Annotated in this window: 38 protein-coding genes; 34 read left to right on the top strand and 4 right to left on the bottom strand. The window is 58.9% G+C overall.

Features of this window, described 5'->3' with window-relative positions:
* The 28 genes from PH547_RS00005 to rplQ all read left to right on the top strand — a co-directional run.
* Positions 1 to 638 (top strand): EF-Tu C-terminal domain-related protein (locus PH547_RS00005; protein WP_285167069.1); only part of this gene is annotated, 638 nt, incomplete at its 5' end.
* Between the two features lie 311 nt (positions 639 to 949).
* Positions 950 to 1,258 carry a 30S ribosomal protein S10 gene (gene rpsJ, locus PH547_RS00010; RefSeq protein WP_003547547.1) on the top strand — a complete coding sequence of 103 codons (309 nt, stop codon included), beginning with the start codon at positions 950 to 952 and terminating at the stop codon, positions 1,256 to 1,258.
* Between the two features lie 39 nt (positions 1,259 to 1,297).
* Complete coding sequence (rplC, locus tag PH547_RS00015) at positions 1,298 to 1,939, top strand: 50S ribosomal protein L3 (RefSeq protein WP_028753974.1); 642 nt, start codon at positions 1,298 to 1,300, stop codon at positions 1,937 to 1,939.
* A gap of 14 nt (positions 1,940 to 1,953) precedes the next feature.
* Positions 1,954 to 2,574, top strand: coding sequence for a 50S ribosomal protein L4 (gene rplD, locus PH547_RS00020; RefSeq protein WP_104822784.1), 621 nt, complete (start codon positions 1,954 to 1,956; stop codon positions 2,572 to 2,574).
* A complete protein-coding gene (locus PH547_RS00025) occupies positions 2,571 to 2,864 on the top strand; it encodes a 50S ribosomal protein L23 (protein ID WP_015339600.1) in 294 nt (97 codons plus the stop codon). Before rplD ends, PH547_RS00025 begins: the two co-directional genes overlap by 4 nt.
* Before the next feature lie 11 nt (positions 2,865 to 2,875).
* The gene (gene rplB / locus PH547_RS00030) at positions 2,876 to 3,712 is read left to right on the top strand and encodes a 50S ribosomal protein L2 (RefSeq protein ID WP_104822785.1); all 837 of its coding nucleotides are present in this window, start codon (positions 2,876 to 2,878) and stop codon (positions 3,710 to 3,712) included.
* Positions 3,713 to 3,727: 15 nt separating this feature from the next.
* Positions 3,728 to 4,006: a 30S ribosomal protein S19 gene (gene rpsS / locus PH547_RS00035; RefSeq protein ID WP_004118389.1), complete on the top strand. Its 279-nt coding sequence runs from the start codon at positions 3,728 to 3,730 to the stop codon at positions 4,004 to 4,006.
* A 2-nt stretch (positions 4,007 to 4,008) separates the two neighbouring features.
* A complete protein-coding gene (gene rplV / locus PH547_RS00040) occupies positions 4,009 to 4,398 on the top strand; it encodes a 50S ribosomal protein L22 (RefSeq protein WP_004118391.1) in 390 nt (129 codons plus the stop codon).
* Positions 4,398 to 5,123 (top strand): 30S ribosomal protein S3, encoded by a 726-nt coding sequence (gene rpsC, locus PH547_RS00045; protein WP_104822786.1) that lies wholly within the window; start codon positions 4,398 to 4,400, stop codon positions 5,121 to 5,123. The genes rplV and rpsC overlap by 1 nt, the downstream gene beginning before the upstream one ends.
* Positions 5,124 to 5,159: 36 nt before the next feature.
* A complete protein-coding gene (gene rplP, locus PH547_RS00050; protein ID WP_004118395.1) occupies positions 5,160 to 5,573 on the top strand; it encodes a 50S ribosomal protein L16 in 414 nt (137 codons plus the stop codon).
* Positions 5,574 to 5,584: 11 nt separating this feature from the next.
* Positions 5,585 to 5,785: a 50S ribosomal protein L29 gene (rpmC, locus tag PH547_RS00055; RefSeq protein WP_007690763.1), complete on the top strand. Its 201-nt coding sequence runs from the start codon at positions 5,585 to 5,587 to the stop codon at positions 5,783 to 5,785.
* A 12-nt stretch (positions 5,786 to 5,797) separates the two neighbouring features.
* Positions 5,798 to 6,037: a 30S ribosomal protein S17 gene (gene rpsQ, locus PH547_RS00060; RefSeq protein WP_028753969.1), complete on the top strand. Its 240-nt coding sequence runs from the start codon at positions 5,798 to 5,800 to the stop codon at positions 6,035 to 6,037.
* A gap of 225 nt (positions 6,038 to 6,262) precedes the next feature.
* Entirely contained in the window at positions 6,263 to 6,631 is a 369-nt protein-coding gene (gene rplN / locus PH547_RS00065; RefSeq protein ID WP_003573790.1) for a 50S ribosomal protein L14, read from the top strand.
* A gap of 11 nt (positions 6,632 to 6,642) precedes the next feature.
* Positions 6,643 to 6,951 carry a 50S ribosomal protein L24 gene (rplX, locus tag PH547_RS00070; RefSeq protein ID WP_104822787.1) on the top strand — a complete coding sequence of 103 codons (309 nt, stop codon included), beginning with the start codon at positions 6,643 to 6,645 and terminating at the stop codon, positions 6,949 to 6,951.
* Entirely contained in the window at positions 6,944 to 7,501 is a 558-nt protein-coding gene (rplE, locus tag PH547_RS00075; RefSeq protein WP_004118404.1) for a 50S ribosomal protein L5, read from the top strand. Before rplX ends, rplE begins: the two co-directional genes overlap by 8 nt.
* Before the next feature lie 33 nt (positions 7,502 to 7,534).
* A complete protein-coding gene (rpsN, locus tag PH547_RS00080; RefSeq protein WP_028753966.1) occupies positions 7,535 to 7,840 on the top strand; it encodes a 30S ribosomal protein S14 in 306 nt (101 codons plus the stop codon).
* 12 nt (positions 7,841 to 7,852) lie between these two features.
* Complete coding sequence (gene rpsH / locus PH547_RS00085; RefSeq protein WP_104822788.1) at positions 7,853 to 8,251, top strand: 30S ribosomal protein S8; 399 nt, start codon at positions 7,853 to 7,855, stop codon at positions 8,249 to 8,251.
* A gap of 42 nt (positions 8,252 to 8,293) precedes the next feature.
* A complete protein-coding gene (gene rplF / locus PH547_RS00090) occupies positions 8,294 to 8,827 on the top strand; it encodes a 50S ribosomal protein L6 (protein ID WP_104822789.1) in 534 nt (177 codons plus the stop codon).
* Between the two features lie 12 nt (positions 8,828 to 8,839).
* Complete coding sequence (gene rplR / locus PH547_RS00095) at positions 8,840 to 9,202, top strand: 50S ribosomal protein L18 (protein ID WP_104822790.1); 363 nt, start codon at positions 8,840 to 8,842, stop codon at positions 9,200 to 9,202.
* A 128-nt stretch (positions 9,203 to 9,330) separates the two neighbouring features.
* Complete coding sequence (gene rpsE / locus PH547_RS00100) at positions 9,331 to 9,900, top strand: 30S ribosomal protein S5 (protein WP_104822791.1); 570 nt, start codon at positions 9,331 to 9,333, stop codon at positions 9,898 to 9,900.
* Positions 9,901 to 9,913: 13 nt separating this feature from the next.
* Positions 9,914 to 10,126: a 50S ribosomal protein L30 gene (gene rpmD / locus PH547_RS00105; RefSeq protein WP_007690786.1), complete on the top strand. Its 213-nt coding sequence runs from the start codon at positions 9,914 to 9,916 to the stop codon at positions 10,124 to 10,126.
* 16 nt (positions 10,127 to 10,142) lie between these two features.
* Positions 10,143 to 10,613, top strand: coding sequence for a 50S ribosomal protein L15 (rplO, locus tag PH547_RS00110; RefSeq protein WP_104822792.1), 471 nt, complete (start codon positions 10,143 to 10,145; stop codon positions 10,611 to 10,613).
* A 224-nt stretch (positions 10,614 to 10,837) separates the two neighbouring features.
* Positions 10,838 to 12,178: a preprotein translocase subunit SecY gene (secY, locus tag PH547_RS00115; protein ID WP_104822793.1), complete on the top strand. Its 1,341-nt coding sequence runs from the start codon at positions 10,838 to 10,840 to the stop codon at positions 12,176 to 12,178.
* Complete coding sequence (locus PH547_RS00120; protein ID WP_104822794.1) at positions 12,175 to 12,834, top strand: adenylate kinase; 660 nt, start codon at positions 12,175 to 12,177, stop codon at positions 12,832 to 12,834. The genes secY and PH547_RS00120 overlap by 4 nt, the downstream gene beginning before the upstream one ends.
* Before the next feature lie 209 nt (positions 12,835 to 13,043).
* On the top strand, positions 13,044 to 13,412 hold the full coding sequence (rpsM, locus tag PH547_RS00125; RefSeq protein WP_004118424.1) for a 30S ribosomal protein S13: 369 nt from the start codon (positions 13,044 to 13,046) through the stop codon (positions 13,410 to 13,412).
* Between the two features lie 133 nt (positions 13,413 to 13,545).
* Positions 13,546 to 13,935 carry a 30S ribosomal protein S11 gene (rpsK, locus tag PH547_RS00130; RefSeq protein ID WP_004118426.1) on the top strand — a complete coding sequence of 130 codons (390 nt, stop codon included), beginning with the start codon at positions 13,546 to 13,548 and terminating at the stop codon, positions 13,933 to 13,935.
* A 103-nt stretch (positions 13,936 to 14,038) separates the two neighbouring features.
* Positions 14,039 to 15,049: a DNA-directed RNA polymerase subunit alpha gene (locus PH547_RS00135; protein WP_028753958.1), complete on the top strand. Its 1,011-nt coding sequence runs from the start codon at positions 14,039 to 14,041 to the stop codon at positions 15,047 to 15,049.
* A gap of 47 nt (positions 15,050 to 15,096) precedes the next feature.
* Positions 15,097 to 15,519, top strand: coding sequence for a 50S ribosomal protein L17 (gene rplQ, locus PH547_RS00140; RefSeq protein WP_104822795.1), 423 nt, complete (start codon positions 15,097 to 15,099; stop codon positions 15,517 to 15,519).
* Positions 15,520 to 15,613: 94 nt separating this feature from the next.
* Here the strand turns inward: rplQ and PH547_RS00145 are convergent, their stop codons facing one another.
* Positions 15,614 to 16,483 (bottom strand): DUF817 domain-containing protein, encoded by an 870-nt coding sequence (locus tag PH547_RS00145; protein ID WP_104822796.1) that lies wholly within the window; start codon positions 16,481 to 16,483, stop codon positions 15,614 to 15,616.
* A gap of 194 nt (positions 16,484 to 16,677) precedes the next feature.
* Here PH547_RS00145 and PH547_RS00150 point away from each other — a divergent pair, with 194 nt between their 5' ends.
* Positions 16,678 to 17,091: a ribosomal maturation YjgA family protein gene (locus PH547_RS00150; protein ID WP_245463945.1), complete on the top strand. Its 414-nt coding sequence runs from the start codon at positions 16,678 to 16,680 to the stop codon at positions 17,089 to 17,091.
* Between the two features lie 11 nt (positions 17,092 to 17,102).
* Here the strand turns inward: PH547_RS00150 and PH547_RS00155 are convergent, their stop codons facing one another.
* On the bottom strand, positions 17,103 to 17,279 hold the full coding sequence (locus tag PH547_RS00155) for a hypothetical protein (RefSeq protein ID WP_158704434.1): 177 nt from the start codon (positions 17,277 to 17,279) through the stop codon (positions 17,103 to 17,105).
* Positions 17,280 to 17,349: 70 nt separating this feature from the next.
* Here PH547_RS00155 and PH547_RS00160 point away from each other — a divergent pair, with 70 nt between their 5' ends.
* The 5 genes from PH547_RS00160 (at position 17,350) to PH547_RS00180 (ending at position 21,772) form a co-directional block, all read left to right on the top strand.
* Complete coding sequence (locus tag PH547_RS00160) at positions 17,350 to 17,976, top strand: TetR/AcrR family transcriptional regulator (protein WP_245463946.1); 627 nt, start codon at positions 17,350 to 17,352, stop codon at positions 17,974 to 17,976.
* 146 nt (positions 17,977 to 18,122) lie between these two features.
* Positions 18,123 to 18,599, top strand: coding sequence for a MarR family winged helix-turn-helix transcriptional regulator (locus PH547_RS00165; protein WP_104822798.1), 477 nt, complete (start codon positions 18,123 to 18,125; stop codon positions 18,597 to 18,599).
* Positions 18,596 to 20,668 carry an FUSC family protein gene (locus tag PH547_RS00170; RefSeq protein ID WP_104822799.1) on the top strand — a complete coding sequence of 691 codons (2,073 nt, stop codon included), beginning with the start codon at positions 18,596 to 18,598 and terminating at the stop codon, positions 20,666 to 20,668. The genes PH547_RS00165 and PH547_RS00170 overlap by 4 nt, the downstream gene beginning before the upstream one ends.
* 4 nt (positions 20,669 to 20,672) lie before the next feature.
* A complete protein-coding gene (locus tag PH547_RS00175; RefSeq protein WP_092844950.1) occupies positions 20,673 to 20,882 on the top strand; it encodes a DUF1656 domain-containing protein in 210 nt (69 codons plus the stop codon).
* Positions 20,879 to 21,772: an efflux RND transporter periplasmic adaptor subunit gene (locus PH547_RS00180; RefSeq protein WP_260303842.1), complete on the top strand. Its 894-nt coding sequence runs from the start codon at positions 20,879 to 20,881 to the stop codon at positions 21,770 to 21,772. Before PH547_RS00175 ends, PH547_RS00180 begins: the two co-directional genes overlap by 4 nt.
* 52 nt (positions 21,773 to 21,824) lie before the next feature.
* Here PH547_RS00180 and msrQ read toward each other — a convergent pair whose 3' ends face one another.
* On the bottom strand, positions 21,825 to 22,478 hold the full coding sequence (gene msrQ, locus PH547_RS00185; protein WP_483315526.1) for a protein-methionine-sulfoxide reductase heme-binding subunit MsrQ: 654 nt from the start codon (positions 22,476 to 22,478) through the stop codon (positions 21,825 to 21,827).
* Complete coding sequence (gene msrP, locus PH547_RS00190) at positions 22,478 to 23,428, bottom strand: protein-methionine-sulfoxide reductase catalytic subunit MsrP (RefSeq protein ID WP_285167080.1); 951 nt, start codon at positions 23,426 to 23,428, stop codon at positions 22,478 to 22,480. Before msrP ends, msrQ begins: the two co-directional genes overlap by 1 nt.
* Positions 23,429 to 23,752: the final 324 nt, after the last annotated feature.

Below are 23,752 nucleotides of genomic sequence, written 5' to 3' on the forward strand. Positions count from 1 at the left end.
AAATCGGCGAAAACGCGATCCGCGAGCTGATGGCCCAGGTTGACGCCTACATCCCGACGCCAGAGCGTCCGATCGACCAGCCGTTCCTGATGCCGATCGAAGACGTGTTCTCGATCTCCGGCCGTGGTACGGTTGTGACGGGCCGCGTCGAGCGTGGTATCGTCAAGGTTGGTGAAGAAGTCGAAATCGTCGGCATTCGTCCGACGTCGAAGACGACGGTTACCGGCGTTGAAATGTTCCGCAAGCTGCTCGACCAGGGCCAGGCCGGCGACAACATCGGCGCGCTGGTCCGCGGTGTTAACCGTGACGGCGTCGAGCGTGGCCAGATCCTGTGCAAGCCGGGTTCTGTGAAGCCGCACAAGAAGTTCATGGCCGAAGCCTACATCCTGACGAAGGAAGAGGGTGGCCGTCATACGCCGTTCTTCACGAACTACCGTCCGCAGTTCTACTTCCGCACGACGGACGTGACGGGCATCGTGACGCTTCCGGAAGGCACGGAAATGGTTATGCCTGGCGACAACGTCACGGTTGCCGTTGAGCTGATCGTTCCGATCGCGATGGAAGAAAAGCTGCGCTTCGCTATCCGCGAAGGCGGCCGTACCGTCGGCGCCGGCATCGTCGCCTCCATCGTCGAGTAATTCGAAGTCGGCCACTCCATCCGAGTGGCCGATTCGATGACAATAATATGATGCAAGCGGCAGTAGCCGCTTGCTTATGACATGGAAATGTTGCAAATGGCGCGCGAGCGCGATTTGCGCCCTGCTTCGGATAACGAAGCGGCCAATGAGATTAACGATAAGGTGGGCCGAAAGGTCTAAAAAAGTGGATGGGGATGCCGTCGCCGGCGTCCCTCTCGATCTTTGAAACCGGTGGTCCGCCTTAGGAAAAAGAAAAGTCCGTGCCCTTTTTGAGCGGCACGCGAGATAACAAAACACAAGGATAACGTCGAATGAACGGCCAAAATATCCGCATTCGCCTGAAGGCGTTCGATCACCGGATTCTCGATGCTTCCACGCGCGAGATCGTGTCGACGGCGAAGCGCACCGGTGCTAGCGTCCGGGGCCCCGTTCCGCTTCCGACTCGTATCGAGAAGTTCACGGTGAACCGGTCCCCGCACATCGACAAGAAGAGCCGCGAGCAGTTCGAGATGCGCACGCATAAGCGCCTTCTCGACATCGTTGACCCGACCCCGCAGACGGTAGACGCGCTGATGAAGCTCGATCTCGCCGCCGGTGTCGATGTTGAGATCAAGCTCTGAGACCTCTGGTCCTCGAGCTGAGTGAGAAGGATTGAACCGATGCGTTCAGGTGTGATTGCACAGAAGGTGGGAATGACCCGCGTCTATAACGACGCCGGCGAGCACGTCCCGGTAACGGTATTGCGTTTGGATGGCTGCCAGGTCGTGGCCCAGCGCACAGTAGAAAAGAATGGCTACACCGCAGTTCAGCTCGGTGCTGGCCAGGCAAAAGTTAAGAACACGACGAAGGCCCTGCGCGGTCATTTCGCCGTTGCCAGCGTTGAGCCGAAGGCCAAGCTCGTTGAATTCCGTGTTACGGACGACAACCTGCTCGAAGTTGGTACCGAGCTCAAGGCCGCTCACTTCACGGCGGGCCAGCTCGTCGACGTGACCGGCACGACGATCGGTAAGGGCTTTGCCGGCGCCATCAAGCGCCACGGCTTCGGCGGTCTGCGCGCCACGCATGGTGTGTCGGTTTCGCACCGCTCGCACGGTTCGACCGGCTCGCGCCAGGATCCGGGCAAGGTGTTCAAGAACAAGAAGATGGCTGGTCACATGGGCCAGACCCGCGTCACGACGCAGAACCTCGAAGTGGTATCGACCGATGAAGATCGCGGTCTGATCCTCGTCAAGGGTGCGGTTCCCGGCTCCAAGGGTGCCTGGATCATCGTACGCGATGCCGTCAAGTCGGCTGCGAAGTAAGGGGAGCCAAACCAATGGAATTGAACGTCAAGACCCTCGAGGGAAAAGACGCTGGGAAGGTTTCCCTTTCTGATGCGATTTTCGGCCTCGAGCCGCGTGAGGACATCCTAGCACGCGTCATTCGCTGGCAGCTCGCCAAGAAGCAGCAGGGCACGCATCAGGCAAAGGGCCGCGCAGACGTAGCGCGCACCGGTGCCAAGATGTACAAGCAGAAGGGTACGGGCCGCGCTCGTCACCATTCAGCTCGCGCTCCGCAGTTCCGCGGCGGTGGTAAGGCTCACGGCCCGGTCGCTCGCAGCCATGAGCACGATCTGCCGAAGAAGGTTCGCGCCCTCGGCCTGCGTCATGCTCTGTCCGCCAAGCTGAAGTCCGAAGACGTCATCGTCATCGACAGCCTGGTTGCAGCCGATGCAAAGACCAAGGCTCTGGCCAGCACTTTCGAGACGCTCGGCCTGACCAATGCACTCTTCATCGGTGGCGCTGAGCTCGACAGCAACTTCAAGCTCGCGGCTCAGAACATCCCGAACATCGATGTTCTGCCGATCCAGGGCATCAACGTTTACGACATCCTGCGCCGCGGCAAGCTCGTGCTGTCCAAGGCTGCAGTTGAAGCTCTAGAGGAGCGATTCAAGTGACGGATCTTCGCCATTATGATGTGATCGTGTCTCCTGCGATCACCGAAAAGTCCACGCTGCTTTCGGACAATAACCAGGTTGTTTTCAACGTTGCCAAGACCGCGACGAAGCCTGAAATCAAGGCTGCCGTCGAAGCGCTCTTCGGCGTCAAGGTGACGGCCGTTAACACTCTGCTGCGCCTCGGCAAGACCAAGCGGTTCAAGGGTCTCGTCGGCAAGCAGAAGGACGTGAAGAAGGCTGTTGTGACGCTCGCCGAAGGCCAGTCGATCGACGTCTCCACCGGTCTCTGAGGAATAAGAAAATGGCATTGAAAACATTCAATCCGACGACCCCGAGCCAGCGTCAGCTGGTCATCGTCGATCGCTCCTCGCTCTACAAGGGCAAGCCGGTCAAGACGCTGACGGAAGGCCTGACCTCCAAGGGTGGCCGCAACAACACCGGCCGCATCACCGTGCGTTTCCAGGGTGGCGGTCACAAGCGCAGCTATCGTCTGGTCGACTTCAAGCGTCGCAAGTTCGACGTTGAAGCATCGGTCGAGCGCATCGAATACGACCCGAACCGTACCGCTTACATCGCTTTGGTGAAATACACGGACGGCGAACTGGCCTACATCCTCGCTCCGCAGCGCCTCGCTGCTGGCGACAAGGTCGTCGCTTCGGAAAAGGCAGTGGACGTGAAGCCGGGCAACACCATGCCGCTTCAGTTCATCCCGGTCGGCTCCATCATCCATAACGTGGAAATGAAGCCAGGCAAGGGCGGTCAGATCGCTCGTTCTGCTGGCTCCTACGCTCAGCTCGTTGGTCGTGACCAGGGCATGGCGATCCTTCGCCTGAATTCGGGCGAACAGCGCCTCGTACATGGCAATTGCCTTGCAACGATCGGTGCGGTTTCGAACCCGGATCATGCCAACATCAACGACGGTAAGGCCGGTCGTTCGCGTTGGCGTGGCAAGAAGCCGCATAACCGCGGCGTTGTCATGAACCCGGTTGACCATCCGCACGGCGGTGGTGAAGGCCGCACCTCCGGTGGTCGCCATCCGGTGACCCCATGGGGTAAGCCGACCAAGGGCAAGCGTACGCGGTCGAACAAGTCGACCGACAAGATGATCATGCGCTCGCGCCATCAGCGCAAGAAGTAAGAGAGGAAGTCTCAAGTGGCTCGTTCAGTATGGAAAGGTCCGTTTGTTGACGGCTATCTTCTCAAGAAGGCTGAGAAGGTGCGCGAAGGCGGACGTAGCGAAGTAATCAAGATGTGGAGCCGTCGCTCCACGATCATGCCGCAGTTCGTTGGTCTCACCTTTGGTGTTTACAACGGCAGCAAGCACATTCCGGTCAGCGTCAACGAAGACATGGTCGGTCACAAGTTCGGCGAGTTCGCCCCGACCCGTACCTATTATGGTCACGGTGCGGACAAGAAGGCGAAGAGGAAGTAACAATGGGCAAGGCAAAAACCGAACGCCGGCTGAAGGACAATGAGGCGCAGGCAGTTGCGCGCACGCTCCGTGTCAGCCCGCAGAAGCTCAACCTGGTCGCGGCTTCGATCCGCGGCAAGAAGGTTGACCGCGCGCTCGCAGAGCTGGAATTCTCGCGTAAGCGTATTGCTGGCGCCGTGAAGAAGACGCTCGAATCTGCGATCGCCAACGCTGAGAACAACCATGATCTCGACGTTGACTCGCTGGTCGTGGCGGAAGCCTACGTCGGCAAGTCGATCGTCATGAAGCGTTTCCACGCTCGTGGCCGTGGCCGCGCGTCTCGTATCGAGCGCCCGTTTGCGCACCTGACGATCGTCGTTCGTGAAGTGGAAGCTCAAGGGGAGGCCGCATAATGGGTCAGAAAATCAATCCAATCGGTTTTCGTCTTGGCATCAACCGTACTTGGGATAGCCGCTGGTTTGCGGACAATGCCGAGTATGGCCAGCTCCTCCACGAAGACCTGAAGATGCGCAAGTTCGTCATGAACGAACTGAAGCAAGCCGGTATCTCCAAGGTGGTCATCGAGCGCCCGCACAAGAAGTGCCGCGTCACGATCCACTCGGCTCGTCCGGGCCTGATCATCGGCAAGAAGGGCGCTGATATCGACAAGCTTCGCAAGAAGCTGTCGGATATGACGAATTCCGAAACGCACCTCAACATTGTTGAAGTTCGCAAGCCGGAAATCGACGCGACGCTGGTTGCCCAGTCGATCGCTCAGCAGCTCGAGCGCCGTGTAGCTTTCCGTCGCGCCATGAAGCGCGCCGTTCAGTCCGCGATGCGTCTTGGCGCCGAAGGCATCAAGATCACCTGCGCCGGCCGTCTCGGCGGTGCAGAAATCGCTCGTACGGAATGGTACCGTGAAGGTCGCGTGCCGCTGCATACGCTGCGCGCCGACATCGACTACGGTACGGCTGAAGCAGAAACCGCTTTCGGCATCTGCGGCATCAAGGTCTGGATCTTCAAGGGCGAAATCCTCGAGCACGATCCGATGGCCTCCGAACGCCGCGCGCTGGAAGGCGACGCCCAGGGTCCGGCTAGCCGCGATCGCGATAGAGACCGCCGCCGCGAAAACGCTTGATAGCGTTCGTGGCAGATAAGTTCGGAGAATAAGAAAATGTTGCAGCCAAAGCGTACGAAGTACCGCAAGCAATTTAAGGGCCGCATCAAGGGCGTTGCCAAGGGTGGTTCTGACCTCGCATTCGGCGAATTCGGTCTGAAGTCGCAGGAGCCCAACCGCGTCAACGCTCGTGAGATCGAAGCGGCTCGCCGCGCGATCACGCGCTATATGAAGCGTGCCGGCCGTGTATGGATCCGCGTGTTCCCGGATGTTCCGGTAACCGCAAAGCCGACCGAAGTCCGCATGGGTAAAGGTAAAGGCTCTGTCGAATACTGGGCATGCAAGGTCAAGCCCGGCCGTATGATGTTCGAGATCGATGGTGTGAGCGAGGAAATCGCTCGTGAGGCTCTGCGCCTCGGCGCCGCCAAGCTCTCGGTCAAGACGCGCTTCGTGCAGCGCATTGCAGAGTAAGGAAGAAGCTCATGAAAGCCGCAGATGTTCGCGCCCTGAGCGCCGACCAACTCAAGGACGAGCTTGCCAAGCTGAAGAAGGAGCAGTTCAACCTGCGCTTTCAGAAGGCGACCGGCCAGCTTGAGAAGTCCTCGCGCATCAACGAAGTCCGTAAGGACATCGCCCGCGTGAAAACCATTGCCCGCCAGAAGGCGGCAGAAGCAAAGGCCTAAAGGAAGAATAACATGCCGAAGCGCATTCTGCAGGGCGTCGTGGTCAGCGACAAGAACGAGAAGACGGTAGTTGTCCGCGTGGAGCGTCGTTTCGCTCACCCGCTGCTCCAGAAGACCGTTCGTCGTTCCAAGAAGTACAAGGCTCACGACGAAAACAATCAGTACAAGGTCGGCGACGTCGTTTCCATCGAGGAATGCGCGCCGATCTCCAAGGACAAGACCTGGACGGTCGTTTCCGCCCAGGCCAAGTAACAGAATTTCGCTCAGGCCCTTGCGCTTGGGCGAAATATCTGTATGAAGCACGAGCTTGGAAGCAGGACGCTCGAGAACGGGCGTTCTTTTGCTTTATTGATGGCCGGCGAAGGTGACCCAGGTGGTCCTGAGTGCCGGAGAAATCAGACAAGACACTAGTCCATAAGCCGGGGTAGGGGGCTGTTTAGCCCAACCATTCCGGTAACAACAAGAAGGCGACCTGACATGATTCAGATGCAAACAAACCTCGACGTGGCGGATAATTCCGGCGCACGTCGTGTCATGTGCATCAAGGTGCTGGGCGGCTCGAAGCGCAAGTATGCCTCGATCGGCGACGTCATCGTCGTTTCGATCAAGGAAGCCATTCCGCGCGGCCGCGTGAAGAAGGGTGACGTGATGAAGGCGGTTGTCGTTCGCACCGCCAAGGACATCCGTCGTCCGGATGGCAGCGTCATCCGCTTCGATACCAACGCAGCAGTCCTCATCGACAACAAGAAAGAGCCGATCGGCACCCGTATCTTCGGACCGGTTCCGCGCGAACTTCGCGCCAAGAACCACATGAAGATCATCTCGCTGGCTCCAGAAGTACTGTAAGGAGCGGAGCGATGCAAAAGATCCGTAAAGGCGACAAGGTTGTCGTATTGGCCGGCAAGGACAAGGGCCGTACCGGCGAAGTCATTCAAGTGCTGCCGAAGGAAGACCGCGCGGTCGTCCGTGGCGTCAACGTCATCAAGCGCCATCAGCGCCAGACGCAGACCCAGGAAGCCGGCATCATCAGCAAGGAAGCCCCGCTTCACCTGTCCAACATTGCGATCGTCGACAAGGACGGCAAGCCGACCCGCGTCGGTTTCAAGGTTGTAGATGGCAAGAAGGTCCGTGTGGCCAAGACCTCGGGAGAAGTGATCGATGGCTGAGGCAAAGTACGAGCCGCGGCTCAAGAAGGAATATGTCGCCCGCATTCGCGCAGCGATGCAGGAGAAGTTCTCCTACGCCAACGAAATGCAGATCCCGAAGCTGGACAAGATCGTGATCAACATGGGCGTTGGCGAAGCAACGGCTGATTCGAAGAAGCCGACCGTTGCTGCTGCCGACCTCGCAGCGATCGCCGGCCAGAAGCCGGTTATCACCCGCGCGCGCAACTCCATCGCTGGCTTCAAGGTCCGCGAAAACATGCCGATCGGCGCCAAGGTGACGCTGCGCGGCGCCCGCATGTATGAGTTCCTGGATCGTCTGGTCAACATCGCGCTCCCGCGCGTTCGCGACTTCCGCGGCCTGAACCCGAAAAGCTTTGACGGTCGTGGCAACTTCGCCATGGGCATCAAGGAGCACATTGTGTTCCCTGAGATCAACTACGACAAGGTTGATCAGATGTGGGGCATGGACATCATCGTTTGCACGACGGCGACGACCGACGACGAAGCACGGGCTCTTCTGAAAGAGTTCAACTTCCCGTTCCGTCAATAACCGTAACGACGAGCGTAGAAAAGGAACCCTGATATGGCGAAGACAAGCGCAGTCGAAAAGAACAAGCGCCGCCGCAATACGGTTGCCAACCAGTCCGCGAAGCGGGCTGCCCTGAAGGCAATCATCATGAACCAGTCTCTTCCGATCGAAGACCGGTTCAAGGCCACTCTGAAGCTGGCATCGCTCCCGCGCGATGGATCGAAGACCCGCATTCGCAACCGTTGCGAAGTATCTGGTCGCCCGCGCGCCTATTACCGCAAACTGCGCATGTCGCGTATCGCGCTGCGTGAACTCGGCAATCTCGGCAAGGTGCCGGGTATTGTCAAGTCGAGCTGGTAAGGAGCAGATTAGATGACTATGACTGATCCTTTGGGTGATATGCTCACCCGCATCCGCAACGGCGCTTCCCGCCGCAAGTCGTCGGTTTCGACGCCTGCGTCCAAGCTTCGTGCGCGTGTTCTCGATGTTCTGCAGGCTGAAGGCTACATCCGTGGCTACTCCGTCGTCGATTTCGGCAACGGCAAGTCTGAGCTCAACATCGAGCTCAAGTACTATGAAGGCTCTTCGGTGATCCGTGAGATCGGCCGTGTGTCCAAGCCGGGCCGCCGAGTTTATGTCTCGGTCAAGTCCATTCCGCAGGTCGCGAACGGCCTCGGCATCACCATCCTTTCGACTCCGAAGGGTGTGATGGCCGATCACCAGGCTCGCGAACAGAATGTTGGTGGCGAGGTTCTCTGCTCGGTCTTCTAAGATCGAACAGAGATCTCCCTCGAAACAGACAGGTTTGAAAAAATGTCTCGTATCGGTAAGAAGCCCGTTCAGGTGCCTGCAGGAATCACGGCCTCGGTTGATGGCCAGAAGGTGACTGCTAAGGGCCCCAAGGGCGAACTGGTTTTCGTCGCTAACGACGAAATCGGTCTCAAGCTGGAAGATAATGCAATTGTCGTGACGCCGCTCAACGACTCCAAGGATGCTCGCGCAAAGTGGGGCATGTCCCGCACGATGATCGAGAACATCCTGAAGGGTGTTAAGGACGGCTACGAGCGCAAGCTCGAAATCAACGGCGTCGGCTACCGTGCCTCCATGCAGGGCAAGAACCTGCAGCTCGCGCTCGGCTTCAGCCACGACGTGGTTTATGAGCCGCCGGTCGGCATCACGATTGCTGTGCCGAAGCCGACGGAAATCGTCGTCTCCGGCATCAACAAGCAACAGGTCGGCCAGGTTGCCGCTGAAATCCGCGAATATCGCGGTCCTGAGCCCTACAAGGGCAAGGGCGTCAAGTATGCCGACGAGCGGATCGTCCGCAAAGAAGGCAAGAAGAAGTAAGGATCACGCGAAATGGCTAGCAGGAAAGAAGCACTTGCACGTCGTGCCAACCGCGTGCGCCGTCAACTCAAGTCGGTGGCCAATGGCCGTCCGCGCCTGTCGGTTCATCGCTCGTCGAAGAACATCTACGCCCAGATCATCGATGATGTGGCTGGTAAGACGCTTGCGTCTGCCTCCACCCTCGACAAGGATCTTCGCGGTTCTCTGAAGACCGGTGCCGACACCGCAGCCGCTGCTCTTGTAGGTAAGCTCGTCGCCGAGCGTGCCTCCAAGGCCGGCGTTAAGGAAGTCGTGTTCGACCGCGGCGCCTTCATCTACCACGGCCGCATTAAGGCCCTGGCCGATGCAGCCCGCGAAGGCGGCCTGACCTTCTGATCAAGTTTCCGGCCGGCAGCTTTCGAGCGCCGGCCGGATATCACCGGACCGCTGATCTCCTTCGGGAGGTCGATGCGGTCTTCGTTTTGTTTGCCGATTGCACCCGGAAAAGAAAAAGGAAGAGGACAATGGCACAGGAAAAGAGGGCTCCGCGGGAAGACCGCCAGAGCCGTGAAGAGCGCGATAGCGAATTCGTCGACAAGCTGGTCGCGATCAACCGCGTCGCCAAGGTTGTAAAGGGTGGCCGCCGTTTCGGTTTCGCCGCTCTCGTCGTCGTCGGTGACCAGAAGGGCCGCGTAGGCTTTGGTCATGGCAAGGCACGCGAAGTGCCGGAAGCGATCCGCAAGGCAACCGAAAGCGCCAAGCGCGACATGATCTTCGTACCGCTGCGTGACGGCCGTACGCTGCATCACGACGTTCATGGCCGCCATGGCGCCGGCAAGGTTCTGCTGCGCTCGGCCAAGGTCGGTACCGGTATCATCGCCGGCGGCCCGATGCGCGCCGTTTTCGAAACGCTCGGCGTTCACGACGTCGTTGCCAAGTCGACCGGTTCGTCGAACCCGTACAACATGGTTCGCGCCACGTTCGACGCCCTGAAGCACCAGGTTCACCCGAAGGACATCGCAGCTCAGCGCGGCATCAAGTATGCCACTCTGCAGGCTCGCCGCGCGTCCTCGGGCAACGCCTCCGAAGAATAAGGGAGTTTGACCTATGGCCAAGACGACCAAGAAGGCTGAAGCCAAGGCGACCGTTACGGTCGAGCAGATTGGCAGCCCGATCCGCCGTCCGGATGTTCAGCAGAAGACGCTGATCGGTCTCGGACTGAACAAGATGCACCGTCGCCGCACGCTGGAAGACACTCCGGCTGTTCGTGGCATGATCCGTGCTGTCCAGCATCTCGTTCGCGTTGTCGACGAGAAGTGAGCCGGAGGTATTCGCTATGAAACTGAATGAGATCAAGGATAACGAAGGCTCGACCCATAGCCGCAAGCGCCTCGGCCGCGGCATCGGCTCCGGCTCCGGCAAGACCGGCGGCCGTGGTGTGAAGGGTCAGAAGTCCCGTTCGGGCGTTGCCATCAACGGCTTCGAAGGCGGTCAGATGCCCATCTACCGTCGCCTGCCGAAGCGCGGCTTCACCAACATCTTCGCTGCCGACTACGTCGTTGTGTCGCTGGCTCGCATCCAGGCTGCCGTCGATGCCGGCAAGCTCGATGCCAAGGCAACCGTCGACGCAGCAGCCCTGAAGGCTGCGGGCGTGATTCGCCGCGTCAAGGACGGCGTTCGTGTTCTCTCGGACGGCGAACTGAAGGCGAAGCTTTCGCTGGAAGTTGCAGGCGCCTCCAAGCCGGCGGTCGAAAAGATCGAAAAGGCTGGCGGTTCCATCAAGCTGCTCGCTTCTGTCGCAGAATAATCTTATCAATAAATCGCCCGGGGTGCTTCACACCGGGCGATTTTGCTCCCATATGTGAGCCTCACGAACCTGAGCGATGCAGCAGTGTCTTTTCAGGGAATAACGGGAATCAAGGGTGAGGCATCCGATTGCAGTGCAATCCGTCCAAAACCCGGCTTTTGAACAATTAAAGACTGATTCCGGACCCGGCCGATTATGCCGGAATTGGTAATGCGGAGATTTGCATGGCTTCTGCAGCGGAACAATTGGCATCCAATCTCAATTTTTCGACCTTTGCCAAAGCCGAGGATCTCAAGAAGCGACTGTGGTTCACGCTCGGCGCTCTCCTCGTCTACCGTCTGGGTACCCACATCCCGCTTCCGGGCCTCAATCCGGCGGCCTATGCCCAGGCCTTTCAGAATCAGTCCGGCGGCATCCTCGGCCTTTTCAATATGTTTTCCGGCGGCGCCGTGCAGCGCATGGCGATTTTCGCGCTCGGCATCATGCCCTATATTTCCGCTTCGATCATCGTGCAGCTCATGACCTCGGTCGTGCCGGCGCTCGAAAACCTGAAGAAGGAAGGCGAGCAGGGGCGCAAGATCATCAACCAGTACACCCGTTACGGCACGGTGTTGCTCGGCGCCTTGCAGGCCTATGGCATTGCGATCGGCCTTGAGCACGGTAATGGCGTGGTTCTCGACCCAGGCTGGTTTTTCCGCCTTTCGACGGTCGTCACGCTGCTCGGCGGCACGATGTTCCTGATGTGGCTTGGTGAACAGGTTACCTCGCGCGGCATCGGCAACGGTATTTCGCTGATCATCTTCGCAGGCATCGCAGCCGGTCTGCCGACCGCGCTTGCCGGTACGCTGGAACTCGGCCGCACGGGCGCTCTGTCGACCGGCCTCATTCTGGCTGTGCTTGTCGTTGCTGTCCTGGTCATCGGGCTTATCGTCTTCGTTGAGCGCGCCCAGCGCCGCCTCTTGATCCAGTATCCGAAGCGCCAGGTTGGCACCCGCATGTTCCAGGGCGATACCTCGCACCTGCCGCTGAAGCTCAACACATCAGGCGTTATTCCGGCGATCTTCGCATCTTCGCTGCTGCTGCTGCCTGCGACCGTCGCCGGTCTCGGCAACAACACGGCCCTGCCGACCTGGGTTACCTCCATCGTCGCGGCCCTTGGCCATGGTCAGCCGATCTACATGGTGCTCTACGGTGCCTTGATCGCCTTCTTCGCTTTCTTCTACACGGCGCTGGTCTTCAATCCGAAAGATACGGCCGACAATCTGAAGAAGCATGGCGGCTTCATTCCGGGCATCCGCCCGGGTGAGCGCACTGCCGAATATATCGATTATGTGCTGACCCGAATCACGGTGATTGGCGCGATCTATCTTGTCTTCGTCTGCATTCTGCCCGAAATTCTCGTGTCCCAGACCGGTATTCCGCTGTCTCTGGGTGGCACTTCGCTTCTGATCGTGGTTAGCGTAACGCTGGATACGGTGGCGCAGATTCAGGGTCACCTGATTGCACAGCAATATGAAGGCCTGATCAAGAAATCGAAGCTGCGTGGAGGAAAGAGGGGGCGATGAGATTAATACTTTTGGGGCCGCCGGGCGCAGGTAAGGGGACCCAGGCCCAGCGTATCGTGGAAAAGTACGGCATTCCGCAGCTTTCCACGGGCGATATGCTGAGGGCTGCGGTGGCGGCCGGGACTGAAGTGGGCAAGCGCGCCAAGGCCGTCATGGATGCCGGCAAGCTTGTTTCAGACGAAATCGTCAATGCCATCGTGTCCGAGCGCATCGATCAACCGGATTGCGCCAAGGGCTTCATTCTTGACGGTTATCCGCGCACGCTCATTCAGGCCGACGCGACCGAGGAAATGTTGAAGGCGAAAGGCCTCAACTTGTCCGTCGTGATCGAGATCAAGGTTGATGACGCCGTGCTCGCCGATCGTATTTCGGGCCGTTATACCTGCGCCAACTGCGGCGCCGGCTATCACGACGAAAACCTGAAGCCGAAGGTGGAAGGCGTATGTGACCGTTGCGGTTCCACGCACTTCAAGCGCCGTGCCGACGACAACAGGGAAACGGTGGTCGAGCGCCTGCAGGTCTACTACAAGGAAACCTCGCCGCTCATCGGTTACTACTACGCCAAGGGCAAGCTTCAGTCGGTCGACGGAATGGCCGATATCGAGCATGTGACCACCGATATCGATGCCATCCTGTCCAAGCTTTGGATGGCCTAAAATAAACTTGCCGGGGCGGTTGCTTTTTTGCGCTGATTCCGCTAAACACCGCGCCAACTCGCGACATGCCATGCGATCGGCGCGGATTTCCGTAGGGAGGTCCGGGTACGGTCGTTTTGACGTGTTACGGACCCAAGTTTGAACAAGCAGCTCCAGGGCTGCATAACAAAACCTTTTGCTCAGGCAGAGGGAATGCAAGGAGAACAGGCGTGGCTCGTATCGCTGGCGTCAACATCCCGACTGCAAAGCGCGTTGTAATTGCGCTTCGCTACATTCACGGGATCGGACCTAAGTTTGCACAGGAAATCTGCGAGAAGGTCGGTATCCCGGCCGAGCGTCGCGTCAACCAGTTGACGGATGCTGAAGTTCTGCAGATCCGCGAAACCATCGACCGCGACTATCAGGTCGAAGGCGACCTTCGTCGCGAAACCGCGATGAACATCAAGCGTCTGATGGACCTTGGCAGCTACCGCGGCCTGCGTCATCGTCGCGGCCTCCCGGTTCGCGGCCAGCGCACCCATACCAATGCCCGCACCCGCAAGGGTCCGGCAAAGGCTATTGCTGGTAAGAAGAAGTAATTTCCGGGAAACCGGATTTGGGAGGCTGGCGGTCTGCGCCGGCCTCTTTTGAGTTTGGAGCGGGACCATGTAGGTGCCGTTCCGGTGTAGCCGCTGGCATTACGGCGGTGAAGAGATCCAAGAAAGGACTACCATGGCCAAGGAAGCCGTCCGCGTTCGCCGTCGCGAGCGCAAGAATATCACGTCGGGCGTTGCGCACGTCAATTCGACCTTCAACAACACGATGATCACCATCACCGATGCACAGGGCAACGCGATTGCCTGGTCGTCCGCTGGTGCCAAGGGCTTCAAGGGTTCGCGCAAGTCGACCCCGTTCGCTGCTCAGATCGCTGCTGAAGACTGCGCCAAGAAGGCCCAGGAACATGGCATGAAGTCGCTGGAAGTCGAAGTTTGCGGCCCGGGCTCCGGCCGTGAATCCGCTCTGCGCGCGCTCCAGGCTGCCGGTTTCATGATCACGTCCATTCGCGACGTGACCCCGATCCCGCACAATGGTTGCCGCCCGCGCAAGAAGCGCCGCGTCTGATCATCGCCACTCACGACACCGGCCGGCGCATATGCGTCCGGCTTGGTGCTTCTCAAGCTCGGTTGTCACGATTGGATGGTGGCAACGAACGGAAGGCAAGAACATGATTCAGAAAAACTGGCAGGAACTGATCAAGCCAAACAAGGTCGAGTTTTCCTCGAGCGGCCGCACCAAGGCTACGCTCGTGGCAGAACCGCTGGAGCGTGGCTTCGGTCTCACCCTCGGCAACGCGCTGCGCCGCGTTCTGCTGTCCTCTCTGCGCGGCGCCGCTGTGACGGCCGTGCAGATCGACGGCGTGCTGCATGAGTTCTCCTCTATCCCGGGTGTTCGGGAAGACGTGACGGACATCGTGCTGAACATCAAGGAAATCGCCATCAAGATGGATGGCGATGACAGCAAGCGCATGGTCGTCCGCAAGCAGGGCCCAGGCGTAGTAACGGCTGGCGACATCCAGACGGTCGGCGACATCGAAATCCTCAATCCCGAGCATGTCATCTGCACGCTCGACGAGGGCGCCGAAATCCGCATGGAATTCACCGTCAACAACGGCAAGGGCTACGTCCCGGCCGAGCGCAATCGTGCGGAAGATGCTCCGATCGGCCTCATCCCGGTCGACAGCCTTTATTCGCCGGTCAAGAAGGTGTCCTACAAGGTTGAAAACACCCGCGAAGGACAGGTTCTCGACTACGACAAGCTGAGCATGTCGATCGAAACCGATGGCTCGATCACCGGCGAAGATGCCGTCGCTTTCGCGGCTCGTATCCTCCAGGATCAGCTTGGCGTCTTCGTCAACTTCGACGAGCCGCAGAAGGAAGCCGAAGAAGAAGCAGTCACCGAACTTGCTTTCAACCCGGCGCTCCTCAAGAAGGTGGACGAACTGGAACTGTCTGTTCGCTCGGCAAACTGCCTGAAGAACGACAACATCGTCTATATCGGCGACCTCATTCAGAAGACCGAAGCAGAAATGCTCCGCACGCCGAATTTTGGTCGCAAGTCGCTGAACGAAATCAAGGAAGTTCTCGCTTCCATGGGCCTGCACCTCGGCATGGAAGTGCCGGCATGGCCGCCCGAGAACATCGAAGATCTCGCTAAGCGTTACGAAGACCAATACTAACCAACAAACTGCAGGCGAGCGATGCCTGCAAGTGAAGGAGAATAGCCATGCGCCACGGTAAAGCCGGCCGCAAGCTGAATAGAACCGCTAGCCACCGTAAGGCGATGTTCGCCAACATGGCGGCTTCGCTCATCACCCATGAGCAGATCGTCACCACGCTCCCGAAGGCGAAGGAAATTCGTCCGATCGTCGAGAAGCTGGTTACCCTCGGCAAGCGCGGCGACCTGCACGCTCGTCGTCAGGCCATCTCGCAGATCCGCGACGCCGCTGTCGTCTCGAAGCTCTTCGATGCGATTGCAACGCGTTACGCCACCCGCAACGGCGGCTACCTGCGCATCATGAAGGCAGGCTTCCGCCAAGGCGACAATGCCGCCCTCGCAGTTGTCGAATTCGTTGATCGCGATATCAATGCCAAGGGCGCAGCCGACAAGGCTCGCGTTGCTGCTGAAGAAGAAGCTGCCGCCGCTTAAGGCCAGCTTCGCATACAAGATTAAAAGGCCGGATGAGCGATCATCCGGCCTTTTGTCGTTTACGACTTTGAAATGCCAGCTTTGATGCGCGCCCTTACTCCGGAATATGGACGTGCTGTTTGATGTGCTTCAGATTGGCGACAATGGTGAAGGTCATGATGACGAGAAGGCACCATGAACTCCACTTGCCGATGTGTACCATCGACCAAGCACCGAGCTGATTTGGATATTTCCATATGCCGAGAAAGGTGCTGATATTTTCCGCCAGCCAAATGAAGAAGCCGATCAGGACGAATGACAGTAAGAGCGGCATCCGCCGGTCACGATCATAAGGGCGGAATATCACCGTCGAGCGCGCATAAAGGCCCATGAGGCAAGCGGCAATATACCAGCGATAGTCACCAATATAGTGATGCGTGAAGAAATTGGCGTAGATCACCAAGGCTGATGCACCGGCCATCCAATAGGGCGGGTGATGTTTGATGCGAAGATCGAAAAGCCGCCAAGCCTGAATGATGTAGCTGCCAACCGCGGCGTACATGAAGCCCGAGAACAACGGAACACCAAGCAGCTTCGTGTAGGCATGATCCGGATAGGCCCAGGATTGTATGTTGCCGGAGGTTTTGAAGACTTCGAGTGCAAAGCCAACGACATGAAAGAGACAAACGGCTTTTAGCTCATCAAAGCTTTCAAGCTTTGCCCAAACCATCCAAATCTGGATGGCCAGCGCAATGATCAGCAACACATCGTAGCGCGGAATATGAAGAAGCCCGGCGCGGGGAACTGTGAAGACCGCCAGAAAGAACAATCCCGCGAAGAGACAGGCGCGGGCCTCTTTCAGCCCGAAGAAAAGGAATTCGATTGCAAAACGATGAAGGCCTGTCAGGTCGGAAGGGCGCGGATTTGGATCAAGGCAGCTATCGCCGTCCGGCGTGCGATTTTCCCATGAAACGACTTTGGCCATCAAATGCTCCCCCGCGGCGCCGGTGAATCGCCGGACTGATTGCTGACACGAGGAGCATGGCAAAATTACAGCTTAACCTTGTATTGGCGCGATCTATCTCTTCCGTTGAAAATCGGCGAAGGGCATTGCTTTTCCCGGCTGCCGCGGCAAACGTGCCCTGAAACTCATGTCCGTTTTCGCGGGATGGAGCCGCATTGAAAGCTTTGACACCATATAGAGGGAAAAGGATCCTGCTGTGCTCAGCCTTGTTGCTGACATTAGCCAGCGGCCTCGCGCTCCGGCGCTATGGTTATGCGATGCATCTGCCTTTCGTCGCAGTCAAATATGGTGGCTCATTATTGTGGGGAGCGATGGTCTACTGGCTTTTGGCTACCCTTTTCGTTGCGACAGGGCGTTTCAGGATCGCCGCAGCGGCGCTGATCGTTGCTGTCCTTGTCGAGCTTTTCAGGCTTTGGCACACGCCGACGCTGGATGCATTTCGGCTGACCACCGCCGGAGCCCTGTTGCTGGGACGAGTCTTTTCGCTCTGGAATATCCTGGCCTATGCCGCCGGTATCGCGGCGGCACTGGTGCTTGATTACGCGCTGTCGAGGCCAGCTTCGGTTTGAATCCTAGCGTCTTATTCGGCGGCTGCGGCTATCCGCGCGACTACCAGCGAATGATTCATCAAGCGCATAGAGACATGGCGTTCGTTGCCATGCTCGGCAGGGTCGAGGTGGCCGATGCTATCGAGCAGTTCCTCATTCGCCCAGGCCTGATAGCGGAAAAGAGTCTGCAGTAATGACGATTCGCTCATAATGACGTTGCCCTTTTCGTCGGCGGAAAAATGCGAGTAGAATGTTCACATTTTATGGAGTGGGGAGCGCGTGTCTACTCGCATTCAAAAGTCGCGTTTACCGATGCGCAAAGAGCCGAGCCAGGCGCGTTCGCGGGCAACGGTCGATGCGATTATCGAGTCGGGTGCTCGCATTTTGGGTGATCGCGGATGGGTCGGGTTCACGACGAATACCGTCGCGGCCGTCGCCGGCATCAGCATCGGTTCGCTCTATCAGTATTTTCCGGACAAGCTCTCTTTGGTCGAAGCCATAAGGCGCCGCCATTTCGACGAGGTCCTGGCCTTCCTGCGCCAGGCGGTCGCCAGCGATTTGCCGCTGCGGCAGAGTGTCGAAGCTCTTGTCCAGGGGATGATCGCTGCGCATAGCGTCAATCCCGACCTTCATAGGGTGTTGCTGGATGAGGTGCCGGGGCTTGAGGGGTCGAGGTCGGCCCATGATGCCTTCCTGGCAGATTATCAAAATCATTACAGGGCTTTTGTTGCAGCACATCGAAGTGCCGATGCCGGGCCTTCCAACGATGTCCTTGCACAGCTTCTATCCGGCGTCGTCGAAGGCGTGATCCATAATGGAGCCAGAAAGGGCACATTGGATTCGCCGGAGTTGAAGCAGGAACTAATCAAGATGATCTGCACTTATCTTGGCGGCGTCGATCGATAGGAAGTGATTCGAGCGACGAGGCGGCCCCGCTACCTAGCGGGAATACAGTCTCTCCTCGCTATTCGCATGGCTGCATTTCGCATTTCAAATACCACTTCGGATCATAATAATTTGAATTCTAATTAGTTTAGTGCTAATGGAATTTCATGAAATCGCTAAACGCTCTGCAACGCATATTCACCGCCAATCTGCTGACGACCGGCCGCCAATGGCGCCGGGTCGTCGATCTTGCGCTGAGCTCCTATGGCATATCGGAGGCCGCGGCCGCGCCGCTGCTTTGGATCGGCCGTCTGGGGGGAGGCGTGCGGCAGGTGGCTCTCGCCACCTATGTCGGCATCGAAGGCCCGTCTCTCGTCCGGTTGCTCGATCAGCTCGAAAGCATGGATCTCGTCATCCGCAAGGATGATCCGACAGATCGGCGTGCTAAAAGTCTGTGGCTGACGCCGGAGGGCGAAAAGCTGGCTTCCCGTATGGAAGATGCGCTCGACGAGCTGCGCGGCAACATTCTGGCCAATGTGGACCCGGCCGATATCGAAGCTGCCATTCGCGTCCTGAAGGCTTTTGAGGAATTCGAGCCGCCGAAGGCGGCTGACGCCGAGCAGGAACGGGAGAAGGTCTTATGAGCATTCCCTCCTGGCGTGACTGGCTGTTTTCGGTCAAAGCCTTCATTGCGGCAATCATGGCGCTGTTCATAGCGCTGTCGCTGGATTTGCCGCGCCCCTATTGGGCGATGGCCGCCGTTTATGTCGTCGCCAATCCCCTTGCCGGGGCAACCAGCTCCAAGGGGCTCTATCGTGCCTTGGGTACGCTCCTCGGCGCCACCGCGTCGGTGATCCTTGTCCCGCTCTTCGTCAATGCGCCGGAATTGCTGTCCGTCGTCGTCGCGCTCTGGACCGGCACCTTGCTGTTCATCTCCATGCTCGATCGCACCTCGCGCAGCTATGTCTTCATGCTGGCCGGCTATTCGCTGCCGCTGATCGCGCTGCCGACCGTCGGCGCGCCCGAAACCGTCTTCGATGTGGCGCTTGCCCGCTCCGAGGAGATCATCATTGGCATCGTCTGCGCGAGCGTTGTCAGCGCTATCGTCTTTCCGAGCAGTGTCGGTCCGGCACTTGGCCAGCGCATCAGCTCCTGGTTGGATGATGCCGGCATCTGGGCGGACGAGATTCTGCGCGGCGAAGGGGCTTCTCCCGCAACGCCCCTGAAGCGGCAGAAGCTCGCCGCTGACGTCTCCGGCCTTGATCTCGTCATCAGCCAGTTGCGCTATGATGCAGGCAGCCGCGATATCGTCAGGCATTCGCGCGAGCTGCGCGGCCGTCTGTTGATGCTGTTGCCGCTCTTCTCGTCTCTTGCCGATCGCCTGCATGCGCTGAAAGCCGGTGGAAAGCCGCTGCCGCAGGAACTGGTCACGGTGCTCAATGAAGTGGCCGATTGGCTAGGGCAGGGCGGTCGCGGCAAGGCCGACGATACCGCCGATAGCTTGCTCAAAAAGATTGGCGACTTGCAACAGGATGATCTGAATCTCAGTTGGGACGATCTCGTCCGGTCGAGTGCGCTCGATCGCCTCAAAGAAATCGTCGATCTCTGGCAGGATTGCCTGACGCTGCGCGACCAGATCGTGTCCGGCCGGCAGGTGGGCACATGGCGGCCCGCCTTTCGTCACCGCAATGTCGTTGGGCGCAGCCGGCACTATGACTATGCCTTGCTTGCTTTCTCGGCCGGTGCAGTCGTCGTCGGTATCGCCGTCGCCTGCTTCTTCTGGATCTATTCCGGATGGCAAGACGGCGCCGGCTTCGTCACCATGGCGGCCGTCGCCTGTTCGTTTTTCGCCTCGCTTGATCGGCCTGCACCCTTCATCACCTCGATGTTCATCTGGTGCGCCATGAGCCTGCTCATCGCCTGCGTCTATATCTTCGGCATCTTGCCGTCGATCTCCGGTTTCGAAATGTTGGTACTGGTCTTCGCGCCGCCTTTCCTGGTGATGGGCCTGTTGATCCCGCGCCCGCAAACCAACATGCTCGCCATGCTGCTGGCGGTGAATGGCGCGACCTTCATAGCGCTGCAGGACCGCTATACGGCCGATTTCGCCAGCTTCGCCAACAGCGCGATCGCGGCTCTGGCGGGTGTCGGCTTTGCCCTGGTCTGGACCTTGCTCACCCGTCCCTTCGGCGCAGAACTTGCCGCCTGGCGGTTGGTTAGAGCCGGCTGGACCGATCTCGCCGAAACCGCGGCTGGCATCCGCCGCGCGGATCACGAGCGACTTTCCGGCCGCATTCTGGATCGCCTCGGGCAACTTGTGCCGCGCCTTGCAGGCATCGAAGATCGCGAATTGAAGAAGGTCGACGGTTACGCCGATGTCCGCCTCGGCTTCAACGTGCTGATGCTGCAGAAGGAGCGTGGGCAACTGAGCGCTGCTGCCGCCGCATCCGTCAGTGAAGTCCTGATCGGCGTTTCGGATTTCTATCGCTCGAGGCTAAAGGCCAAGCGTGCGGTGGATCCCTCCAACGAATTGCGCGTGTCGATCGACCATAGTCTCGAAGCGGTCGCGCAGGAAAAGCGGCATTCCGGCCGGGCGAGCCTCGATGCGCTCGTCGGCCTTCGCAGGGCGCTTTTCCCCCATGCCGAGCCGCCGGCGAGCTGGCGGCCGCCCCTATCGGATACAACTCAACCTCTTCCCATTGCCGCCGAGTAATATCATGCCCGCAGAATTCGATCTCTATGGCGTCTACATCCCACGCCTTCTCGTTCTCATGCTCGTGACGCTGTTTGCCGTCATCATTCTTCGACGCCTGCTCGCATGGATCGGAGCCTACACTCTGGTCTGGCATCGCGGTCTTTTCGATCTCGCGCTTTACGTCTTGCTGCTCGGCGCCGTCTCCTCTGTCTCTCGTTGGTATTTTACATGAACGCGTTCAAACTCATCGGCCGTGTGGCCGTCACTCTCATCTTCGTCGTTGCCGCCGTCTATGTCGGCCGCCAGCTCTGGGGCCATTACATGGACGAACCCTGGACGCGCGATGCGCGCCTGAGGGCTGATGTCGTCGGTATTGCGCCCGATGTTTCCGGCTTGGTGAGCGATGTGCTCGTCAAGGACAACCAGACCGTCAAGAAGGGCGATGTCCTTTTCCGTGTCGATCGCGATCGTTTCGCTATCGCTCTCGAGCAGGCGGATGCTGCGCTCGCCAGCAGCAAAGCGGCTCTCGATCAGGCCCGCCGCGAAAGCCAGCGCCAGGAACGCCTCGGCGATGCCGCTTCCCTGCAGCAGAAGGAGCAGGCGCAGACCACCGAGCAGCAGGCCGAAGCCTCTCTCCGGCAGGCAACCGCAAATCGCGAACTCGCTCAGTTAAACCTCGACCGTTCCGAGGTCCGCGCTACTGTCAATGGTACGATCTCGAACCTCACCCTGCGCCCAGGTGACTATGTCTCTGCCGGCACCGCCAAGGTAGCGTTGATCGACACCGATTCCCTGCGCGTCGAAGGCTATTTCGAAGAAACCAAGCTGCCGCGCATCCATGTCGGCGACGAAGTTTCCATTCATCTGATGGGGCAGGTCGAGAAGCTGACAGGCCATGTCGACAGCATCGCCTATGGAATCGAGGATCGCGAACGCACCTCGGGCAGCTTGCTCGCCAATATTACCCCGACCTTTAGTTGGGTCCGCTTGGCACAGCGCGTACCCGTGCGCATCGCTCTCGACAAGGTGCCTGACGGCACGAAGCTGATCGCTGGCCTGACGGCGACGGTGGAGGTTTCGCAGCAGCAAAGCAAGGTCGCCCTCGGGTCGGCCATCGAATAACGAATGGATGCCCCGGATGGCTGCCGCTCACCATCCGGCTTCAACTCCAATCTTAAGCTGCTTTGGAGCGGGAAAGCGCGGCCGGTGTCCGCGCCGCTCTGCGCTTCTCCATCATGATCGGGCGATACGACCGATAGAGGATCATCGCCATCAGCAGGCCGATATAGATATATTGCTCCAGCAAGAGCACCTTGGTCGACAGCGCGAAATGCAGCGCGCCGCAGGCGGCGATGATATAGACCAGCCGATGCAGCCAGATCCATTTCTTGCCCAAACGCTTGATGGAAAAATTGTTGGAGGTCACGGCCAGTGCCAGCAGCATCACCAGCCCGGCCATGCCGAACATGATGAAAGGCCGCTTCAGCACGTCGTTGATGACAGCCTGCACGTCGAGCGCCTGGTCGAGGACCATGTAGACCGCCAGATGCATCAGCACGTAGTAGAAACAGAGCAGGCCGAGCGCCCGGCGGTAGCGCAGGTAGTTCCAGCCGAACAGATCGCGCGCCGGGGTGACGGCGAGTGTCAAGAGCAGGAAGCGGATTGCCCAGAGTCCAAGGAAGAGCTCGAAAGTCTTGACCGCGTCGGCGCCGAGCTGGTCCGTGGCGCCGAGATAGAATTCCCATGCGGCCGGTATCAGGCCGACGACGTAAAGCGCCCAGACGGAAGCAGGTTGCCAGCGTTTGGGCAAGGCGAGGGAAAGAGCCATCAGAAATTCGCCCTCAAGTCCATGCCGGCATAAAGGCTTGCGACCTGATCGGCATAGCCGTTGAAGGGCAGGGTGGGGTGGCGGTTGGCGCCGAAGAAGCCGCCTTCGCCGATGCGGCGTTCGGTCGCCTGGCTCCAGCGCGGATGATCGACCGCCGGATTGACGTTGGCATAGAAGCCATATTCCTGGCTGTTGGTCGCCTGCCAGGTGTTCAGCGGCTGCTTGTCGGTGAGCGTGATGCGCACAATCGACTTGATGCCCTTGAAGCCGTATTTCCATGGCACGACCAAACGGATCGGAGCGCCGTTCTGGTTCGGCAGTGTCTCGCCATAGAGACCTACGGCGAGCAGCGTCAGCGGATTACGCGCTTCATCGAGCCGCAGGCCTTCGACATAGGGCCAGCTGAGGGACTGGAAAACGCCTGACTGCCCCGGCATCTCTTCCGGCCGCACAACAGTCTCGAAGGCGACGAATTTGGCGCTGCCGAGCGGCTCGACTTTGTCGAGCAGTGCGGAAAGAGGAAAGCCGTCCCAGGGAATGACCATCGACCAGGCCTCGACGCAGCGCATGCGGTAGACACGTTCTTCCGGCGGAAATTCCTTGATCAGCGCGTCGATATCGAAAGTGCCGGGCTTGCCGACCATGCCATCGACCTTGACGGTCCAGGGCCGCGGCTTGAACTTGCCGGAGAGGTTGGCCGGGTCGGACTTGTCGAGACCGAATTCGTAAAAATTGTTGTAGGTGGTGACATCCTTGATTGGAGTCAGCTTCTCGTCGACCGTATAGTTGCTTTTGGTCGCTGTCAGCGCCTCGGCCATTGCGGTCTTGCTGCCGATGGCCGCCATGCCGATACCGGCGGCCGCTGCCGTCAGGAATTCGCGGCGCTTGAGATACACCGAGCGCGGCGTGATCTCGGAAGAGGCGATCTTCGGCGGGCGATAGGAAGGCATTACGATATTCCTTTCTACGATCGTAGAGATGATACGATCTCTACGCGGGAGAAGCACGGTTTGTTACCGTCTTACGACGTTATTTCTTTTGAACGGAAACCAACTTTTTGTGTTGGTTCGTGATGGAATAAACGGCCTTCTGCGTTGTCAGTATCATCTGGCTGATGATTGAGCTGGAGGCTATGTTCGCCCTCCGGCGTACCGGATTCGATCGAGTTGATAGTGACAGTCCAGTGCGATTGGATTAGGACAATTCCAAAAAGCAGGAATGTCGGCGCTCCCTTCGGCGCAAAGCCCAGGCCGGCCGACGCCTCACATTTCCAA

Source organism: Rhizobium cerradonense (assembly GCF_030182455.1).
In the GTDB taxonomy this organism is placed as follows: domain Bacteria; phylum Pseudomonadota; class Alphaproteobacteria; order Rhizobiales; family Rhizobiaceae; genus Rhizobium.

Excerpts from the sequence above, each read along its gene's own strand:
- secY (WP_104822793.1), top strand. The coding sequence starts at position 10,838 with ATGGCTTCTGCAGCGGAACAATTGGCATCCAATCTCAATTTTTCGACC.
- rpmC (WP_007690763.1), top strand. The coding sequence starts at position 5,585 with ATGAAAGCCGCAGATGTTCGCGCCCTGAGCGCCGACCAACTCAAGGAC.
- rplN (WP_003573790.1), top strand. The coding sequence starts at position 6,263 with ATGATTCAGATGCAAACAAACCTCGACGTGGCGGATAATTCCGGCGCA.
- PH547_RS00170 (WP_104822799.1), top strand. The coding sequence starts at position 18,596 with ATGAGCATTCCCTCCTGGCGTGACTGGCTGTTTTCGGTCAAAGCCTTC.
- rplD (WP_104822784.1), top strand. The coding sequence starts at position 1,954 with ATGGAATTGAACGTCAAGACCCTCGAGGGAAAAGACGCTGGGAAGGTT.
- PH547_RS00165 (WP_104822798.1), top strand. The coding sequence starts at position 18,123 with ATGAAATCGCTAAACGCTCTGCAACGCATATTCACCGCCAATCTGCTG.
- rpsE (WP_104822791.1), top strand. The coding sequence starts at position 9,331 with ATGGCACAGGAAAAGAGGGCTCCGCGGGAAGACCGCCAGAGCCGTGAA.
- rplB (WP_104822785.1), top strand. The coding sequence starts at position 2,876 with ATGGCATTGAAAACATTCAATCCGACGACCCCGAGCCAGCGTCAGCTG.
- PH547_RS00135 (WP_028753958.1), top strand. The coding sequence starts at position 14,039 with ATGATTCAGAAAAACTGGCAGGAACTGATCAAGCCAAACAAGGTCGAG.
- rplX (WP_104822787.1), top strand. The coding sequence starts at position 6,643 with ATGCAAAAGATCCGTAAAGGCGACAAGGTTGTCGTATTGGCCGGCAAG.
- rpmD (WP_007690786.1), top strand. The coding sequence starts at position 9,914 with ATGGCCAAGACGACCAAGAAGGCTGAAGCCAAGGCGACCGTTACGGTC.
- rpsQ (WP_028753969.1), top strand. The coding sequence starts at position 5,798 with ATGCCGAAGCGCATTCTGCAGGGCGTCGTGGTCAGCGACAAGAACGAG.
- msrQ (WP_483315526.1), bottom strand. The coding sequence starts at position 22,478 with ATGGCTCTTTCCCTCGCCTTGCCCAAACGCTGGCAACCTGCTTCCGTC.
- rplE (WP_004118404.1), top strand. The coding sequence starts at position 6,944 with ATGGCTGAGGCAAAGTACGAGCCGCGGCTCAAGAAGGAATATGTCGCC.
- rplF (WP_104822789.1), top strand. The coding sequence starts at position 8,294 with ATGTCTCGTATCGGTAAGAAGCCCGTTCAGGTGCCTGCAGGAATCACG.
- PH547_RS00120 (WP_104822794.1), top strand. The coding sequence starts at position 12,175 with ATGAGATTAATACTTTTGGGGCCGCCGGGCGCAGGTAAGGGGACCCAG.
- rplR (WP_104822790.1), top strand. The coding sequence starts at position 8,840 with ATGGCTAGCAGGAAAGAAGCACTTGCACGTCGTGCCAACCGCGTGCGC.
- rpsN (WP_028753966.1), top strand. The coding sequence starts at position 7,535 with ATGGCGAAGACAAGCGCAGTCGAAAAGAACAAGCGCCGCCGCAATACG.
- PH547_RS00175 (WP_092844950.1), top strand. The coding sequence starts at position 20,673 with ATGCCCGCAGAATTCGATCTCTATGGCGTCTACATCCCACGCCTTCTC.
- rpsH (WP_104822788.1), top strand. The coding sequence starts at position 7,853 with ATGACTATGACTGATCCTTTGGGTGATATGCTCACCCGCATCCGCAAC.
- rplC (WP_028753974.1), top strand. The coding sequence starts at position 1,298 with ATGCGTTCAGGTGTGATTGCACAGAAGGTGGGAATGACCCGCGTCTAT.
- rpsJ (WP_003547547.1), top strand. The coding sequence starts at position 950 with ATGAACGGCCAAAATATCCGCATTCGCCTGAAGGCGTTCGATCACCGG.
- rplV (WP_004118391.1), top strand. The coding sequence starts at position 4,009 with ATGGGCAAGGCAAAAACCGAACGCCGGCTGAAGGACAATGAGGCGCAG.
- rplO (WP_104822792.1), top strand. The coding sequence starts at position 10,143 with ATGAAACTGAATGAGATCAAGGATAACGAAGGCTCGACCCATAGCCGC.
- rpsK (WP_004118426.1), top strand. The coding sequence starts at position 13,546 with ATGGCCAAGGAAGCCGTCCGCGTTCGCCGTCGCGAGCGCAAGAATATC.
- PH547_RS00145 (WP_104822796.1), bottom strand. The coding sequence starts at position 16,483 with ATGGCCAAAGTCGTTTCATGGGAAAATCGCACGCCGGACGGCGATAGC.
- PH547_RS00180 (WP_260303842.1), top strand. The coding sequence starts at position 20,879 with ATGAACGCGTTCAAACTCATCGGCCGTGTGGCCGTCACTCTCATCTTC.
- msrP (WP_285167080.1), bottom strand. The coding sequence starts at position 23,428 with ATGCCTTCCTATCGCCCGCCGAAGATCGCCTCTTCCGAGATCACGCCG.
- rpsC (WP_104822786.1), top strand. The coding sequence starts at position 4,398 with ATGGGTCAGAAAATCAATCCAATCGGTTTTCGTCTTGGCATCAACCGT.
- rplQ (WP_104822795.1), top strand. The coding sequence starts at position 15,097 with ATGCGCCACGGTAAAGCCGGCCGCAAGCTGAATAGAACCGCTAGCCAC.
- rplP (WP_004118395.1), top strand. The coding sequence starts at position 5,160 with ATGTTGCAGCCAAAGCGTACGAAGTACCGCAAGCAATTTAAGGGCCGC.
- PH547_RS00155 (WP_158704434.1), bottom strand. The coding sequence starts at position 17,279 with ATGAGCGAATCGTCATTACTGCAGACTCTTTTCCGCTATCAGGCCTGG.